This window comes from Sphingomonas sp. SORGH_AS_0950 (genome assembly GCF_030818415.1).
Classification (GTDB): domain Bacteria; phylum Pseudomonadota; class Alphaproteobacteria; order Sphingomonadales; family Sphingomonadaceae; genus Sphingomonas.
On the sequence record NZ_JAUTAE010000001.1, the window covers coordinates 520,944 to 538,720 of the forward strand.

Genomic DNA, 17,777 nt, shown 5'->3' on the forward strand with positions numbered 1-17,777 from the left:
CCCGCTCCCTCGCCCTGTCGTGGACCTGTTTCGATCCGCTTTCCTAAACTATGTGCCGATATCCCACATAGTGCAAGAGGGTTTTGGAATTTGGAATAGGGTCAGCGGCGATCTTTTTCCCGCCAACCCAAGTCGCGACTGATCGCATGCGCGGTGCCCAGCACATCGCCGGTCAGCGCGGTCATCCGCTCGTCCGACATATATTGCGCGGCGCTCGACACGCTGATCGCGGCGACGATACGACCGCTGGCGTCGCGGATCGGAGCGGCGACACAGCGTATCTGATCCTCGTTCTCCTCCAGGTCATAGGCGCAGCCCAGCCCCACATAGCCGCGCATCCGCTCCAGCCAGACGTCATAGTCGGGCGCATGCGGATCGCCCGCTCGCTCGTCGTCGAAACGCTGGCGCCAGTGCTTCGCCTCGTCGTCCAGCATCAGTGCCTTGCCCAGCCCGGTGGAGGTCATCGGCTGGCGATCTCCCACGCGGCTGGAGATGTCGACGCGGCGGCGACCGGGGATCTTGTCGAGATACAGCGCCTTGTCGCCGTCGCGGACGCCCAGATGGACCGTGTCCTCGGACGCGGCGGCCAGCGCCTCGATATGATCGCGCCCGATCTGGACGACATCGGCCTGCTGCTGCGCCAGAAACCCCAGTTCGAGCAGCTTCGGCCCCAGGCGATAGCCCTGGCGCGGCGTGAAGATCAGGAAGCGCCGGTCGATCAGCGCGCTGGCCAGCCGATGCGTCGTGCTGCGCGTCAGCCCCAGCCGCTCGGCGAGTTCGGCCAGCGCGATCGGGCGGTCGGACACCTCGTCGATCAGGTCGAGCCCGCGCAACAGGGTCTGGCTGCCCGTCGGGCCCTTGGTCTCGCCGGTTTCGGTCTTGGGGGATTTGGCGGATGCGGGCATGGAAACATCTTCTCCTGACGCGCCGCATTTGCTGCCAGCGCGTACCATATTGTGGAAGTGTTTGCCTTTCTCACGTCCGCATGTCGAGGGGAAAGCGCCATCCCCCGCCCGCGCCTATTGCAGGTTCACGAATGCGCCGCCATCGACCAGCAACGCCGCGCCGGTCACATAGCGCGCCATGTCGGAGGCCAGGAAGACGGCGGGTCCGACCATATCCTCCGGCACGCCCAACCGGCCCAGCGGCACGCGGCCCTCCATATAGCGACGCTTGGCCTCGTCGGCCAAATCCTCCTTGTTGATTTCGGTCAGGATGGTGCCGGGAAGCAGCGAGTTGCAGCGTATGGCATGGCGCCCCAGCGCGATCGCCGCCGATTGCATCAGCGAGTGCAGGCCCGCCTTGGTCGGGGTATAATGGGTCTGAAATTCGCCGCCGACCAGCGCCGAGATGGAGGAGACCGCGATGATCGATCCGCCATGCCCTTGCTCGACCATCTGCCGCGCCGCCGCCTGGCACATATAATAGCCGCCATGCAGGTTGACCCGCATCGTCCGCTCGAACGTCTCGACCGGCATGTCGAGGAAGCCGTGGAACGGACAGATGCCCGCGTTGGACACCATGACGTCGACCTTGCCCAGCGCCTTCGCCGCCTGCGCGATGAAGTCGGTCGCGGTGGTGGGATCGGCGACGTCGCCCTGGATGGCGACCGCGCGCCGTCCATGCGCCTCGATCCCCGCGACGCATTGGGCCGCGCCGTCCGAATCGCGCGCATAGTTGATCGCGACGTCGGCGCCATGTTCGGCCGCGCCGATCGCGATCGCCCGGCCGATCCCCGTGGAGGCACCGGTGACGACGACGGTCTTTCCTTCCAGCAGCTTCACGGCCTTGCTCCTCATCCTGTCCACCGGCTCACCTCGGCCATCGGTTTTCGCAAAACAACCGATTGACGCCCGAAGTCTCAACAATTAGCATCCTATTCCATAAAGTGAGAAAGTAAAGCCGGGAGGATCGGATGCGGGGCGGTGGCCGAACGACGCAAGCCAGCGAGGGTGGGCGATGACCCTCTCGCGGATCAAGCATGTCCGTGCCTTCGTCGCGCGCGGTGCGGGCGCGGATTATCACGATCAGGGCGCGGGCCATTGGATCGACGACCACATCGCCACGCCGATGAGCCGCTATCCCGAATATCGCCAGTCGCGGCAGAGTTTCGGCATCAACGTGCTGGGCACGCTGGTCGTGGAGATCGAGGCGGAGGACGGCACGATCGGCTTCGCGGTGACGACCGGGGGTGAGCCTGCGGCCTATATCGTCGAGAAGCACCTCGCCCGCTTCCTTGAAGGACGCTCTCCGGTCGAGGTCGAGAAGATCTGGGACCAGATGTATTTCTCGACCCAATATTATGGCCGCAAGGGCCTGGTCGTGAATGCGATTTCCGGTGTCGACCTGGCGCTGTGGGATCTGCTGGGCAAGCTTCGCGGCGAGCCGGTCTATCACATGCTGGGCGGCGCGGTGCGCGACGAGCTCCAATTCTACGCCACCGGCGCCCGGCCCGATATCGCGCGGGAACTGGGCTTCATCGGCGGCAAGCTGCCGCTCCACCACGGTCCCGCCGAGGGGCTGGAGGGAATGGAGAAGAACATCGCCCTGCTCGCCGACATGCGGGCCAAGTGCGGCGACGATTTCTGGCTGATGTACGACTGCTGGATGGCGCTCGACCTCGATTATGCCACGCGGCTCGCGCATCGCGCCTGGAACGAATGCGGCCTGAAATGGATCGAGGAGGCGCTCAGCCCCGACGACTATTGGGCCTATGCCGAATTGCGCAAAAAGGCACCGCCGGGCCTGCTGGTCACCACTGGCGAGCATGAGGCGACCCGTTGGGGTTTCCGGATGCTGATCGACATGGGCTGCTGCGACATCATCCAGCCCGATGTGGGCTGGTGCGGCGGCGTGACCGAGCTGATCAAGATCGCCAACTATGCCGACAGCCGGGGCGTGATGATGATCCCGCATGGCTCATCGGTCTATAGCTATCATTTCGTCATCACCCGGCACAATTCGCCCTTCGCCGAATTCCTGATGATGCACCCGGGCCCGACCGAGGTGGTGCCGATGTTCGCGCCGCAACTGCTGGGCGAGCCGGTGCCGCAAAATGGCCGTATCCGGGCCAGTGCGCTCGACAAGCCCGGCTTCGGCGTCGAACTCAACGCCGACGTGCCGCTTCACCGCCCCTATACCCATTGAGGATTTTCGCATGAAACTCTGCCGTTATGGTCCGAAGGGCGCGGAAAAGCCCGGTCTCGTCGATGCGCAAGGTCGGATCCGCGACCTGTCCGGCGTGATCGATGACGTCACGCCCGCCACCATCACGCCCGAAGCACTGGAACGCTTGCGCACGGTCGATCCCGAAACGCTGCCGCTCGTCGAGGGTGATCCGCGCTACGGCGTCCCCGTCGCCGGGATCGGCAAGTTCATCGCCATCGGCCTGAACTATGCCGATCATGCCAAGGAATCGGGACTGAAGCCGCCGCCCGAGCCGATCTTCTTCACCAAGGCGATCTCGTGCCTGACCGGCCCCAACGACCCCGTGATGATCCCCAAGGATGCCGAGAAGACCGACTGGGAGGTCGAACTGGGCGTCGTGATCGGCACGACCTGTCGCTATGTCGAGCAGGCCGATGCGCTGAACCACGTCGCGGGCTATGTCCTGGCGAATGACGTGTCTGAGCGCGCGTTCCAGAAAGAGCTTGGTAGTCAGTGGGATAAGGGCAAAGGCTGCGACACGTTCGGACCTGTCGGGCCATGGCTGGTCACGCCGGACGAGGTCGGCGATTGCCAGGAGCTGGACATGTTCCTGGACGTGAACGGACGGCGGATGCAGACCGGCAATACGCGGACGATGATCTTCCCGGTCGCCGAATGCATCGCCTATGTCAGCCGCTTCATTACCCTTCATCCGGGCGACCTGCTGATTACCGGCACCCCGCCGGGGGTGGGCGAGGGGCAGAAGCCCGACAAGATCTTCCTCAAGCCCGGCGATACCATGCATTTGGGTATCGCGAAGCTGGGCGAGCAGCGGCAGACCTGCATCCCCTTTGCGATGGAACTGCCCGCGTGACCTTCTTCGAGGGGCGCTTTGCGGGGCGGTCCGCGATCGTGACGGGGGCGGCATCGGGGCTGGGCCTCGAGGTCGCGCGGCGGATCGTCGCCGAGGGCGGATCGGTGGCGCTATGGGATGTCGATGGCGAGAAACTTGCGGAAGCGGCGGAGGATGCCGGTGCAACATATTGGCAATCCTTCGATATTGCCGATTGCCAGGCGGTCGAGCATGCCACCGTCGCCAGTGTGGCGGCGTTGGGCAAGCTCGATATCCTCATCTGTTCGGCGGGGATCACCGGCGCGACGGCCTGCGTCGAGGACTATCCGCTCGACAGTTGGCAACGGGTGGTCGAGATCAATCTGAACGGCGTTTTCTATTGCTGCCGCGCGGTCGTGCCGCATCTGCTCGCGAACGGCTATGGCCGGATCGTCAACGTCGCGTCGGTCGCGGGCAAGGAGGGCAATCCCAACGCTTCGGCCTATTCGGCGACCAAGGCGGGGGTAATCGGTTTCACCAAATCGCTGGGCAAGGAACTGGCGGGCAAGGGGGTCATCGCCAACGCGATCACGCCCGCGACCTTCGAAAGCCCGATCCTCGCGCAACTGCCCAAGAGCCAGGTCGACTATATGCGCGGCAAAATCCCGATGGGGCGGCTGGGGCAGGTGAGCGAGACGGCGGCGATGGTGTGCTTCATGGCGTCGGAGGAATGCAGCTTCACCACCGCGGCGACCTTCGACACCTCGGGGGGGCGGACGACCTTCTGATGATCCCGTTCGTCGATGCGCATATCCATCTGTGGGACCTGGAGCGGCTGCGCTATCCGTGGCTGACGCCGCCCTTTGCGGATGATGGCCCCAACGGTTCGGTCGAGGCGATCGCCCGGACCTATCTCCCCGCCGATTACAGGCGCGAGATGGCGCGGTGGAATGTCGTCGGTGCGGTGCATGTCGATGCGGGCGCGCATCCCGGTGATGCGCTCAGGGAAACCGAATGGCTGGATGGCCTGGCCGATGCCGAGGGGCTCCCCGATGCGATCATCGCCTTCGCCGCGCTCGACGCTCCGGATCTCGACAGGATCCTGGCGGCGCAGGCCCGGCACCCCCGCGTGCGGGGCATCCGCCATATCGTCAACTGGCATCCCGATCCCCGGCGAAGCTATACCGAGCGCGACGTGACCCGCGACGCCGCCTGGCAGAGGGGCTTTGCCAGGCTGGCCGATCATGGCCTGTCCTTCGACCTGCAATGCTATCCGGGCCAGATGACCGCGCTGGCCGAACTGTTCGCCCGCCACCCGGATATTCCGGTGATCGTCAACCATGCGGGGATGGCGGTTCTGGATGACCCGGACGGCCCGGCCGAATGGCGGCGGGGACTGGCGGCGCTGGCGGCATGCCCGCAGGTGTCGGTCAAGCTGTCGGGCTTCGGCTTTGCCCGGCGCGACGCGACGCCGGCCTTCGTGCGTGACACGATCCGCACCGTGATCGACCTGTTCGGCACCGACCGCGCGATGTTCGCCAGCGACCTGCCGACCGACCGGCTGTTCGGCGCCATCGATGCGCAGATGGACGCCTGTCACGCCGCCGTCGCCGACTTCAGCGAGGAAGACCGCCGCGCCCTATTCGGTCGCAATGCCGACCGCATTTATCGATTGGGGCTGGGCTGCTGACCGCGCCCGGCTATTCACGCAGGACCATCGGAGTTTCGAGCATGTACGACCGCACCTACTACGCCACCCATCCCGACATGATGGCATGTGTGTCCAACGACGAATTGCGCGACCGTTATCTGATCCCGGACCTGTTCCGCACCGGCGAGTGCGTGCTGAACTATACCCATGCCGAGCGGTTTGTGATCGGCGGCGTCGCGGTGGGTGACGCCCCGGTCAAGCTGCCCGACCAGAAAGAGCCCGCATCGGCCGCCGGTCATCCTTTCCTCGAGCGCCGCGAGCTCGCCATCGTCAATGTGGGCACCGCCGAGGGACGCGTGACGGTCGATGGCGAGGTCTTTGTGTTGGGTAACAAGGATTGCCTCTATGTCACGATGGGTGTTCGGGAAGTCCTGTTCGAAGGGCAGGGCGCCCGCTTCTATCTGGCGTCCTGTCCCGCGCATAAGGCGTTTCAGACCCGCAAGCTCGGCATTGCCGATGCCAACGCGCTGGAGCGCGGCAGCCTGACGGAATCCAACGAGCGCACCATCTTCCAGCTCGTCATCCCGGGCGTGTGCGACAGCGCACAGCTTGTGATGGGGCTCACCGTGCTCAAGCCCGGAAGCGTCTGGAACACCATGCCCCCGCACATTCACGAGCGGCGCAGCGAAATCTATTTCTATTTCGAACTGGACGATCTCGCCAACGACCGGGTGATGCACTTCATGGGCGAAGGCGAGGCGACCCGGCATCTGGTCATCAAGAATGAGGAGGCGGTGATCTCACCGCCCTGGTCGATCCATATGGGGGCGGGGACCAAGGCCTATGCGTTCATCTGGGCGATGGCGGGCGAGAACCAGGATTATACCGACATGAACGTCCTCGACATCTGCCAGCTGGCCTAAGAGTCATGACACATCCCTTCGATCTTGAAGGCAAAGTTGCGATCGTCACCGGCGCGAATACCGGTATAGGGCAGGCGATCGCGGTGGCCTTGGCCGCGGCCGGGGCGGAGGTCGCCTGTGTGGGGCGCACCCCCGCCGAGGAAACGGCGGAGCAGATCCGGGCGCTGGGTCGCCGGGTCGTCCTGATCCCGGCCGATCTGTCCACGATCGCCCCCGTGCAACAGGTGGTCGACACCACCCTGGCCGAACTGGGACGGCTCGATATCCTGGTCAACAATGCCGGGATCATCCGCCGGGCCGACGCCGTCGACTTTACCGAAGAGGATTGGGACGCGGTTGTCGACACCAATCTGAAAAGCGTGTTCTTCCTGTGCCAGGCCGCCGGGCGGCACATCATCGGGCAGGGGAGCGGCCGGATCATCAATATCGCCTCGATGCTGACCTTTCAGGGCGGCATCCGCGTACCGAGCTATACAGCATCCAAAAGCGGGGTAGGCGGGCTGACCAAGCTGCTCGCCAATGAATGGGCCGCCAAGGGGGTGACCGTCAATGCCATCGCGCCGGGCTATATCGCGACCAACAACACGGCGGCACTCCAGGCAGACGAAAGCCGGAACAAGGCGATCCTGGACCGTATTCCGGCGGGGCGCTGGGGCAACCCCGGCGATCTGGGCGGGGCGGCGGTGTTTCTGGCGAGCGACGCGGCGGCCTATGTGAACGGCCATATCCTTGCGGTCGACGGGGGCTGGCTGGCGCGCTGATCGTCGGGGTAGGCCGCCAGCCCCAGGCCATGGACCGGCAACGCGACTGCGGCGTTGAAGGGTCATGACACAGGAAGACGAACAATGGATGCGCCAGGCGATCGCGGTTGCGCGGTCCAAGGGCTCCGATCCCGCCACTTCGCCGCTCGGGTCGATCATCGTCCTGGACGGGCGGGTGATCGCCGCCGAGCGCAACCAGACCCACGAGCTCCCCGACGCCACCGCTCATGCCGAGATGATGGCGATCCGTCGCGCTTGTGAGGGGACCGGCGAGATGGAACTGCGCGGCGCGACGCTCTATTCGACGCTGCAGCCCTGCGGGATGTGCACCATGGCCGCGATCTGGTCGAAGGTAGGGCGGGTCGTCTATGGTGCCGGGCGCGAGGATGTGCATCCCATGTATTTCGAGGCGCGCCATGTCGACACGCTCTCCTTCATAGGTGACGCCTATCGGGACGATATCGTGATCGAAGGCGGCTGCCTGCGCGAGGAATGTGCGGGCCTCTATTACCCGCCCGACGCCGACCTGCCGCGTGAGGAGCAGGCGAACCTGTAGGGGGAATGCGTCGGGATCAAATTCCCCTTGCGCGTACCGCCCCGCTTCCCCTAAGGGCGACCCCCTGTCGGGGAGTGGCGCAGTCTGGTAGCGCGCCTGCTTTGGGAGCAGGATGTCGCAGGTTCGAATCCTGTCTCCCCGACCATCCGCTTGCAAGTCTCTGATTTCGCGTCTTAACGACGGCGATCAGGGACGGTTGTACCCCCGACTGTACCCCTCGCTGTACCCCTTCGGGTGGCGGAATGGGCTTTTCGAATGTGGGCTTGCGCGGCAGTCGCTATTGGTGGCGCAAGAAAATGACGGTCGCCGGCGTGCGGTTAACGCTGGCGTTACCCATCGGTGCGATGAGCTTTACGGACGCGCGGGTTATCGCCTTGCGTCTCGGTTCGGCGGCGGAAACATTGCGCATGGGGTATGGCGAGCGGTCGACGGGTGTCAGCCCGGATCAACTCAAGAAGGTGTTCAGCGACGCACTGCGCTGGCAGTTGAAGCGCATTCTCGAGGATCAGGTCGCCAGCAGCACTCCCGCCGTCGATCATGCCAGCCTCAACTCCCGCTATGCCGAGGCCTGGACCTTCCTGTCCAAGCGCGGAGTCGACGCGAAATGGACGCTCGATGACCTTGACCGCATGACCGCCAACGGTTGGAAACTGTCCGACGCCAAGGCCGTCGCGGACACGGTCTTTGACCTTCAGGGTGGAAGCCCTGTCTCCGGCGAGCAGATCGGCACTTATGTCGAAAATTTCGGTATCGCGCCGACGGCGGCAAATCTGGACAAGATGCGCCGTACCATCTGCGCCGCCAAGGCCGTTGCGTGTCGGAAGGCGACGGCGAACCTGTCCCTGGACGAGGATTTGCCCGCTGAATGGATCGACGACGCGCTTGCGGACGATACGCCATTCGCATGGGAAACGACGTCGGTCCCGCCACCTCAGCCGTCCAAGCCGCAACCGACCAGCCCGGTCGAGCAGGTGGCAGTCCAGCCGGTGCCGGCCAAGGCGAAGCAACGCCTCGTCGACGCCGCCGACGCCTGCATCGCAGTCCATGAACGCCAGCGCGCGTGGGACGCAGTCACGATCCAGCAGGTTCGAACCGCTGTCCGCCTGTTCGACTATGCGTGCGGCGGCGACGTCTTCATAGAGGATATCACGCAGGAGCATGTGACTGACTTCACTGACCTGTGCAGCACCCTGCCCAACCGCTGGGGCCGTACAACCGAGGAACGCGTGGGCGGGATTGCGGCGAGCTTGGCACGGGCCAAGACCATGCCGGAGAAGATGCGCGGCATTTCCCAAGTTACGATCAACAAGCATATCAGTTGGATCATGGCCGTCCTTCATCACGCCGCAGGTGCGAACAGGGAGAAAGGCCATCGTCCCGCCGAAGCGATCGACTTCAAGACGGCCCGGAAAGGCGTCGGCAAAAAGGCACGTCAACAGCAAAAGCGTGATCGGGAGAGGCGCGCGAACTGGACGAAGCAGGAAGTTCGCCGGCTGCTGTCGGCCCCGATCTGGACCGGGGCGGCCGGGATCGATCGCCGCCTGACGCCCGGAAGCGAGATCCTACACGATGCTTGGTACTGGCTGCCGCTCATGCTGCCGCTCTATGGCGGTCGCAGCTCGGAGCTGGCCGGGTTGCCGCTTAGCGATGTGCATGAAGACGAACTGATTCCATATCTACAGATCGATTTCACGGAAGACCGTGGGTTGAAGAATGTTCAGTCCATCCGCAAGCTGCCGATCCATCCGGAGCTGATCCGGCTGGGCTTCATCGAATATGTCCACGCGATCCGTGCGGCGGGCTGCACCATGCTGTTTCCAGACATGGCATCGCCGGGCAGTTCCAGCTTCGCCAGCACCTTCTACAAGAGCATCTTCAATCCGTGGAGAAAATGGGCGTTCCCCAACGGAACGCCCTGGCGGCATCAGGCGGGCGGCGCTTGGAAGGACAAGGACGTCCACAGCTTCCGCGGTACGGCCACGTCGATCCTGAAGGGCGTCGTTCCGGACAGCGTCCGCTGCGACATCTTCGGCCATGAAGGCGAGACCGAGACAGCCAGAACCTATGACGACGAGGCGGAACTGTCGATCAAGCTGGAGGCGTTGAAACACCTGACGCCACTGACCGCGCATATCCAGCCGAGTCTGCCGATCCGCATTCGCCCGGCGAACCGACTGAGGTTCGGAGTGCGTACGCCCAGTCGCCTTGACCGGCCGAAAGCGGACAAGACGAAGTGAACAGTGTTTTGCACAGGGTTTTTGCTTCCACACTAATCGCCGCTTGAGATTGTTAACGCATCCGGCTTAGGGTCGAGGCGTTCGCCAGCAGGCGGACCGAGGCGTGGAAACCTCGTCAGTAAGTAGCCGTACGCCCGGCCCGAATCCTATTCGGCCGGGGAGCGGGCGTGTATGTCCAAGGCACAAGCCCAAAGACGCTCGCGCCTGTCTTACTGCAGGTTTCCAATCTCCGGCTCACGGGCCGGCACCGCCTCGTTTCTACAGGGCGGTGCCGCCGGCTGGGAAGGCCGATCGGCACCACGCGGACGGGGGTTCGGGCGTGGGTGCAGTTATCGGGAGCCGCAATAGACGGCTTACCATCATCAGGAGTTCGACGGCCGCGTCGGTGACGCTGCTACTAGCCGCATGCGGTGGAGGTGGTGGAGGCGGTGGCATCAATTCTTCCGGGTCGATCCCGACACCCAGTCCGGCACCGTCACCGACTCCCACGCCGTCGCCGACATCAACATCATCCGCCAGCAGCGCGGAGTATCAAGCATCGGGTTCGGTCGTGTCCGCCAAAGCTGCCTATGCCTATGATCGAGGGATCGCCGGCAAGGGCGTGACGATCGCGATCCTCGACACCGGCATCGATACCTCCGGCCGCGAATTCGCCGGGCGCATTTCGCCGGACAGTACGGCCTTCGACCAGAAGATTGCCCGCTGCGGCACCTGCGCCGCTGAGACGATCCGCTTCGAAGTGAAGGATGTGATTGGTCACGGCACAAGGGTCGCTGGCGTCGCCGCCGGTGCCCGCGACGGCAATGGCATTCAGGGTGTGGCGCCTGATGCCACGATCCTGGCGCTCAAGATCAGCGGGCCGGACATGTCGAACGTGACGCCCACATCCGGCGCCGTGCCGGAAGGAAGTGGGCCGAACCCCGCGCTGCTTGCGCCCGCCATCCGCTACGCTCTCGAGAAGGGGGCGTTCGTCATCAACCTGAGCGCTAACGGAAGCGTCGCCGGACAGCAGGCGATCGACCAGCGTGCGGCGATGGACGCCGTGCGGCAGGCCGACCGGCTATTCGTACAGTCCATCTCAAATTTCACCGACGAAGACAGCTTCACCGGTCAATTCGCCGAAAACCTCATCGGCACAGATCGTGCCAACAAGGACTGGTTCCTGTTTGCGATCGGCGTCGACCGCAACGGCAATCCGCGTAGCGCCAACGGAAGCCCAGGCCCGCTCGCCGATCGCATGATCGCGGCGGGCGGCAACGCTGTGCAGACCATGGATGAAAGCGGCGCGATTGTGACGGTGACCGGCAACAGCTTCGCTGCTCCCGCAGTCGCCGGTGCGGCGGCGCTACTCAAGCAATATTGGCCGCAGCTTGGCGGCAAGGCGATCAGCCGCATCTTGCTCGACACCGCCACCGACGCCGGTGCGCCGGGCGTCGATCCGATCTTTGGCGCAGGCATTCTCAACATCGAAAAGGCGATGCAGGCGCAGGCGCCTGCTGCTGCCTTCGCGGCCGCGCAGACCGTATTGGCCCGCTACTCCTCGCTTACCGTCTCGGGTCCGTTCGGTGGTGGCGCCGGTGCGGCGGCGTTGGGCGACAAGGTTGCCGGCATGACAGTGCTCGACCGTTATGGCCGGGACTTCCACATGACGGGTGCATCCGGCATCCGCGCGCAGAGCTCTGGGCTCTTGGCCGGTGCGATGCTGACGCCGGTCGATCCGCCTTGGCTGACGCCTAACCCGACCGATGCAAGGTTCGGCTTTGTATCGCCGGCGACGACCACGGGTTATTGGCAGGGGGCGCGATCCAACCGCCCGGCTTTTGCCTCCTTTTCTCCGGCACGGGGGCAGACGGTCACGCTGGGCGCGAACGTCGCGATCGGCCAAAGTGCCGCCATTGCCGGATCGCCGTTGCGCGGGATCGGCGCGACACCGGTCGGAATGACGTCGAGCTGGAGCGGCTCGGGCTGGTCGGCATCGTTCGCCTCCGGCACGTCGCGTGATCGTCGGACTGAGCAGCGCACCGTCGCAATAACAACGCCGCTGGGAATCGGGCTGGAGCTATCCGACGTCGCCGAGCATGGCCGCGTGCTGGGGCTGAGCGGCGGTCCTGACCTCGGGTTGGAGGGGGCCTCCACCACGATGGCGACGCTGACGATGCGGCGGACCGTCGCCGGGCTGATGCTGTCCGCGCGGGCGACAGCTGCCAACACCCGCGTGCGCGGTGGGTCCGAACTGATGCGCTTCGACCAGCCGGTGCTCGGCACCGCTTACGCGGTCGAGGGTGCACGCGGCCTGCTTGGCGGCGTCGCGACGCTTGGCCTGTCCTCGCCGCTCCGCGTCGAGCGTGCGCGGGCCACCATGGTGCTGCCAGTCACCTACGACCTGATGTCGGGGGCAATGGCAACGCGGATGGCGGTGGTCGATCTGGTCCCGAAAGCGCGTGAACTTGATGTCGAACTGGGTTGGTCGGCGGCACTGTCGCCAATGTCATCGCTCCGCGTCGGCATCGCCCAAGCCTTCGATGCGGGCCATGTCGCGGGTGCGACCGACATCGCGGGCTTCGTCACGCTGGTGTTGCGGTGACCCGTCACCTCGCCGCCCGCGCACCGCCTCCGGGCTGACGCCGCCAGCCAGCGGGAACACCCATGACAGTCAGGACTGCGACGCCGGGATGACTCCCCGGCGAACGATGTCGCGTGTCCGCGAAACAGGAAGACGCAAGATGATCAAGATAACGACGATCCCCGCCATGCTGCTGCTGGCGGTAAGCGGCACGGCCAGCGCACCATGCGAAGCACAGTCGGTGAAGACGGCACCCAAACCGACCAAACTGCTCGACATTGCCGGCATCCGTCCCGGCATGAAGGCGGCCGACGCGGCGGCGATTTTGCGAAGGACCGGTTGGACGGTGACTGCTGATCCCGGCAACAGCTGGGCAGAAGTCGTGGAGGAAGCGGTTGCCAGACGGCGCAATCAAATACCGCCGACGTCCGCCCGTTCCGGCGTTTACGATTACAACGGGGTTAAGGGCGAAGAGACTGTCCGGGTCAATATCGTCCCCACGCCGGACGGTGGGCGGGTCGGCGTGGTGGGGTACCGCGCGCCGGAAGCTGGTCGCAGCTATGCCCAGATCCGTGCCGAGGTCATCGCCCGCTATGGCCCGTCGATCTATGGCCCACGCCAAGGGGTTCTGATCGCTCCGCAAGGCAAGGACGGCGCGACCATGTCGCTCGAAGTCGACTCGACCGGCATGCACCTGATGCTGCTGCCCGGTAGCGCTGCAGACCGCGAGGCGCGCGCACTGGTCGACCGGGCGGTAAGCGCCCGGCTCGGCACGGTCGGCAAATCCTTCTGACAGGAGCGGTATATGCCCTACCTCATCGGCATGATCCTGGGCGATGTGCTCGGGCGGATCGGGTTCTTCCGCGCGGCGGGCGCAGCGCTGCTGTTGGGCGCGGTCGGGTTCCTCGCCTATCGTCTGGTTGCGGCGAACCTCGACCCTGCGATGGCCTATGGCGCTGCCGTGGCTGCGCCGCTGACCTTGTTCGGCTGGGCGATCTGGCATCCGGCGACGTCGCGCTTCCGGCTATGGATCGTCGAGGGCGTCTATTTCGCCGCGCGGCTAGCGATGTGGTGGGCCGGCATCGCTTTCGTCCTCGGTCTCGTTGCTGCCGGGTTCCGTATCGACCGTTGGCTGGCGGGGGAATGGCCGCAGGCAGCAACCGCCGGGTTCTTCTGGCTGGTGCAGCGGGCGCTGGGCGCGCAGGTCGCCCGCTCGCACCGGATTTTGGGCGAGCGCAGCGTCATCGAGCTCGATGCATGAGGGGGCCGCTGACGCTTCGGATCGTCGCGGCGCTGGTGCCGGTGCTGACGTCCATCTCCACAGTGGATGCGGCACCTCGCCCTGCGGTGCTGGAGGCAACGACGAGGGCGGATTGGCGGGCGGCTGGCCTTGACGGTACCGGCTGCTACTGGTCGCCCCGCCGGGGCGGACCGATCCACTTCGTCGCTGCTGGGGACAAGGCGATGACCAAGGTTGGCGGTCGCATCGTCATCCTCAAACCGCGACGCGACGCGCGCGATTTATTCCCGTTCACTCACGACGCCTGGCAGTCCGGCGACCTGACCATTCGGGTCGTCGATACCGCGCGCATCAGGTCCATGGGCTACGAGACGGTCACCACCGACGCGGTGCTGATCGTCACTCGCCGCAACGTCACGACCCGGCTGCGCGGGTCAATGATCTGCGGGTCATAGCCCAGCCGCAAGGCGGCGACGAACGGCCGGCGGCGATGCCGCCGGAGGGGCAGGAAAGCACAAGAAAGAGCCCGGGCCAGGATAGGAGAAGGACAAGGGAGAAAGCTGGAGGCGCAACAACGCAGATTGGCGGGCCAACCTGCCGTGCGCCGCCCGCCGCCGTGACCATCGGCGGCGGGCGGTGTCCTCCAGCCTGTCGGCTTCCGGAAGGCGGAGGCAACGTGTTCGTCGAGGGGGTTGCCCTATCCCGGCCGGTCCGGGACAATATGTATATGGCGTCACCCGGCACAGATGGCGGCGCGCGCGCGGTCTATGCCCATCATGTGCGGGCATTGCTGCGGCGTCAGCAGCAGGACGATCGCGACGCGATCGGTGCGACGTTGTCCCGTGCCCGCTTCCGCGTGCAGGGGGTATCCGAGCAAACCGCCACGGGGAAGAAACGGCGAGCCAAAGCGCCGACCGATCAGCGCGTCGTCGACTTCTTCACCGCCAGCCCGTTGACCGGTCGCGACCGCCAGTCCGGCGGTTTTCGCATACCGCATTTCGACGTCAAGCCGATCACCCGGACGTTCGCGCCGACCCGCAAGGATGGCCGCGTCCGGCATGGCCACAAGACTGCCGCCATGACGGCAGGCGGGCATTTCGATTATGTCACCAGCGGCGCCACGATCGGGATCGCGGCGCATATCGACTATATCCGACGGGAAACCGGCCTGCAGGATCCGATCGGGGATCTGGCGATCGACCTGCTCGACGCGCAGGATCTGCGCGCCGAGACCAATCGGTTGGCAACGTTCACCAACATCCCGGGGGATCAGAGTCGGCAACGCAGCCTGTTCGAGGCGGCGGAACGGTACGAATCCTCGCCACGCACGCACTATCTGACTGCATCGACGGCGCAGGTCGACGGATTCAGAATGTTCGAGCGAATGGGGATCGCCCCGGACTGGCTGCGCGCGATGAGCCGTCGTCTCCGTGATGGACGCGATGAGCTGAAAGAAAAGGCTGCAAGAACAGGCAAGCGGTTCAGGGATCGCGAAATCCCGGTGGCGGAGGTAACCGAAGAGGAAGCCTTCGACCGGCTTGCCTGGCTCGATGCACATCCGGCGGGCAAGGACATGTTCCAATGGAAGCAGGGTCGCACCGGGCGGGTGCAGCACCGCTTTGTCGGTGAACTGCCCGACGGGCTGTCGGTCCATGATCGGCACGAGATCCTGTCCCGCTTCTGTGGCGAGCTTGGCGATGACGGATGGATGGTGATCGGCGCGATCCACCAGCCCGACCAGCATAACGACCGCCGCAATTTTCACATCCATGTCGATGCATATGATCGGCCCGCCCGGTGGCTGGACGAGCATGGGTGTTGGGACTTCGAGTATGTCGAACGTCGGAACGGCAAGAACGTTAGACCCTTTGCTCAGTCCAAGGTCCGCTATGGTGCCGACATCGGTACGGATGGCAGTGGGCGGCCGAATGTAGTGGGCCTGATGCGGCGGCGTTTCATCAGCATCGTCAATCAGGTGGCCGGCGACCGGCCCGACATCGTTCGGTACCTGCACGGCACCTATGCCGATTACGGCATCGCCATGACCCCGCTCGAGCATATGGGCAACCGCGCGACCGGCCTCGAACACCGGGGTATCGTGACCGAGGTGGGATCGCGCAATGCCCGCAAGATCGTCGCCGACGAGGCCGCTGCCTGCGAGGCGCGAGCAGCAGCCGCCGAAGCAGCGCTGGAGAAGGAAGTCGCGTTTTCCCGTTCGGCCTTGGCACATGATCGCGATGCGTTGGCGGCCCTTGATCGCTGCGAGAGGCTTGAACGCCGGTTGATCCGGCGGCGGTTGCAGGCGGAACTTGCCGATGTCGTCGTCGCAATGGCACGATCCCGCGCCGATGCGGTGATCCGTACCCTGACGCCTCAGCCCGGCCAGTCAGTGAAGAAGAGAGTTGGTGACGACGATCTGCGCGCTGCAGCGCTGGAGCACCTCGCCTGGGTCGAGAGGCACAGCCCTTCACTAGCGGAGCGTGACGCCGAACGCCGTGCGCTGGCCCAGGCGGAGGCCCGCGTGGCGGCCGAGTGGCATGTCGTGCAGTCCGCGACGCAGCCCGCGTCCCAGGATCAGACCCGCAGACGCGCCATGACATACCATCCGCGTGACCGGGTGAAGGAACCCGCCACACCGATGCCGTCGAGCTACGACGACCGCAAACGCGAGCGGCTGCACGCCTGGCTTGCCAAACATGCGGCGGACCCCACCTTGTTGGTGATCGAGGATGACTCGGTGCGGCTCGGGCAAGGCGTTCCGGTCGCCATCGACACGCTAATGCGCCTATTTTCGGCGGAACGCCCGATCCAACGCATTCTGCTCGCCGAGCGCGCCCGGCGAAAGACGGCAATGTTGGCTGGCGCGTCGAACGAGACGTCCGGGATGGTCGAGTATCCGCGCATGATGCTGGCTCCTTTCAGCATCGAACCCATAGTCTCGGAGACTGACGGGGCTAAGAAAACGGGCGATCAGCAAACCACGCCTGTAAGGGAAGTGGCTGAACCGTCCTCATCGGCATCGGTGACGCATCAGCCAGATCGAAAAGAAATTGAAGCCGCTGCCGTTCAGCCGACCATTGCAGAAGCGAACCGGGAAGCTCGGCGAAAAGCAGCCCGCCGTCAACAAGCCCTGCTTCGCGAACAGGCATGGGAAATTTTGCTCCGGAAAAACGCGGCCGTCACTGTTATTGGCGATCGATACCAAGTCGATATGACGGGACTGAGCGCGGAGGATCAAAGGGTGCTGACGCATCCCGATTATCACGCGGAATTGCAAGCGCGCTTGGCCGAAAGGTACGCTGAGCAACAACAGCGGCAATCCGATCTGCCATCCATTACGCCGCCGCGGCATGGAGGCCCGCGCAAGCCTATCCTACCCATACCTCATGTCGTGAAGATGCCGCTGGAACCGCCTATCGGGCTGCGGGCCGTACCTGCGTTGCGTGATACCGGACGCCTTGGGAAAGTCGCGGCCTTGGGGGCCAGCGAGCGAGCTGCACCTGCGTCGCCTGTAGGTGTGGTCCGTCGGCGCGACCTGATTGAAGGCGTTGAACGACAGATACCGAACGCATCGCCGCCAAACCAGGAAAAGCCGCAATCCTCCCGTGGCGTATCCGGTCAGCTTGGTCGATTGGCCAGAACGCTTGGGCCACATACTGACGATGCGAAGTCGAAAGGCAAAGCGGAACCAACGGTTCCGGATATCAGGGGCAAGGGATCGCACGAACGCTGATCACGCCGGTCTATCACCTGCTGCGGTGAAGCGGGAACGCTCGGCAATCTGCTACGCCCTCCAGGCGCGTCGCCTTCATCGCGAAGGCGAAGGATAGACCGGCCGGGCCGGCCGGTATGATGGTTTGGAAGGGG

General features: G+C 64.8%; 15 protein-coding genes and 1 tRNA gene. 14 read left to right on the top strand and 2 right to left on the bottom strand.

The genetic code is table 11. The annotated features are described in order from the left end of the window. Window positions 1-101: 101 nt before the first annotated feature. Both QE385_RS02050 and QE385_RS02055 read right to left on the bottom strand, forming a co-directional pair. The gene (locus QE385_RS02050; protein ID WP_307098580.1) at window positions 102-905 is read right to left on the bottom strand and encodes an IclR family transcriptional regulator; all 804 of its coding nucleotides are present in this window, start codon (window positions 903-905) and stop codon (window positions 102-104) included. 114 nt (window positions 906-1,019) lie between these two features. Then, the gene (locus tag QE385_RS02055) at window positions 1,020-1,784 is read right to left on the bottom strand and encodes an SDR family NAD(P)-dependent oxidoreductase (protein ID WP_307098582.1); all 765 of its coding nucleotides are present in this window, start codon (window positions 1,782-1,784) and stop codon (window positions 1,020-1,022) included. Window positions 1,785-1,959: 175 nt separating this feature from the next. On the opposite strand from QE385_RS02055, the gene rhmD reads away from it, so the two are divergent. The 14 genes from rhmD to QE385_RS02125 all read left to right on the top strand — a co-directional run bounded on the left by rhmD (window position 1,960) and on the right by QE385_RS02125 (window position 17,643). Then, complete coding sequence (rhmD, locus tag QE385_RS02060; RefSeq protein WP_307098585.1) at window positions 1,960-3,147, top strand: L-rhamnonate dehydratase; 1,188 nt, start codon at window positions 1,960-1,962, stop codon at window positions 3,145-3,147. A 10-nt stretch (window positions 3,148-3,157) separates the two neighbouring features. Further along, window positions 3,158-4,021: a fumarylacetoacetate hydrolase family protein gene (locus tag QE385_RS02065; protein ID WP_307098587.1), complete on the top strand. Its 864-nt coding sequence runs from the start codon at window positions 3,158-3,160 to the stop codon at window positions 4,019-4,021. Beyond that, complete coding sequence (locus QE385_RS02070) at window positions 4,018-4,767, top strand: SDR family NAD(P)-dependent oxidoreductase (RefSeq protein WP_307098590.1); 750 nt, start codon at window positions 4,018-4,020, stop codon at window positions 4,765-4,767. Before QE385_RS02065 ends, QE385_RS02070 begins: the two co-directional genes overlap by 4 nt. Beyond that, window positions 4,767-5,669, top strand: coding sequence for an amidohydrolase (locus QE385_RS02075; protein ID WP_307098592.1), 903 nt, complete (start codon window positions 4,767-4,769; stop codon window positions 5,667-5,669). Before QE385_RS02070 ends, QE385_RS02075 begins: the two co-directional genes overlap by 1 nt. A 41-nt stretch (window positions 5,670-5,710) precedes the next feature. After that, window positions 5,711-6,553: a 5-dehydro-4-deoxy-D-glucuronate isomerase gene (gene kduI / locus QE385_RS02080; protein ID WP_307098593.1), complete on the top strand. Its 843-nt coding sequence runs from the start codon at window positions 5,711-5,713 to the stop codon at window positions 6,551-6,553. 5 nt (window positions 6,554-6,558) lie between these two features. Continuing rightward, window positions 6,559-7,314, top strand: a complete 756-nt coding sequence (kduD, locus tag QE385_RS02085; protein WP_307098595.1) for a 2-dehydro-3-deoxy-D-gluconate 5-dehydrogenase KduD — start codon at window positions 6,559-6,561, stop codon at window positions 7,312-7,314. Window positions 7,315-7,378: 64 nt separating this feature from the next. Beyond that, window positions 7,379-7,870 carry a nucleoside deaminase gene (locus QE385_RS02090; protein ID WP_307098597.1) on the top strand — a complete coding sequence of 164 codons (492 nt, stop codon included), beginning with the start codon at window positions 7,379-7,381 and terminating at the stop codon, window positions 7,868-7,870. Window positions 7,871-7,938: 68 nt separating this feature from the next. Continuing rightward, window positions 7,939-8,015: transfer RNA gene (locus QE385_RS02095), tRNA-Pro, on the top strand. Window positions 8,016-8,112: 97 nt separating this feature from the next. After that, complete coding sequence (locus QE385_RS02100) at window positions 8,113-10,107, top strand: hypothetical protein (RefSeq protein WP_307098599.1); 1,995 nt, start codon at window positions 8,113-8,115, stop codon at window positions 10,105-10,107. Window positions 10,108-10,657: 550 nt separating this feature from the next. Further along, complete coding sequence (locus tag QE385_RS02105) at window positions 10,658-12,691, top strand: S8 family serine peptidase (protein WP_307098602.1); 2,034 nt, start codon at window positions 10,658-10,660, stop codon at window positions 12,689-12,691. 139 nt (window positions 12,692-12,830) lie between these two features. Further along, complete coding sequence (locus QE385_RS02110) at window positions 12,831-13,463, top strand: hypothetical protein (protein ID WP_307098604.1); 633 nt, start codon at window positions 12,831-12,833, stop codon at window positions 13,461-13,463. 12 nt (window positions 13,464-13,475) lie between these two features. Then, window positions 13,476-13,931, top strand: coding sequence for a hypothetical protein (locus tag QE385_RS02115; RefSeq protein WP_307098606.1), 456 nt, complete (start codon window positions 13,476-13,478; stop codon window positions 13,929-13,931). Beyond that, window positions 13,928-14,365, top strand: coding sequence for a hypothetical protein (locus QE385_RS02120; protein WP_076715672.1), 438 nt, complete (start codon window positions 13,928-13,930; stop codon window positions 14,363-14,365). The genes QE385_RS02115 and QE385_RS02120 overlap by 4 nt, the downstream gene beginning before the upstream one ends. A gap of 272 nt (window positions 14,366-14,637) precedes the next feature. After that, a complete protein-coding gene (locus tag QE385_RS02125; protein WP_307098609.1) occupies window positions 14,638-17,643 on the top strand; it encodes a MobA/MobL family protein in 3,006 nt (1,001 codons plus the stop codon). Window positions 17,644-17,777: the final 134 nt, after the last annotated feature.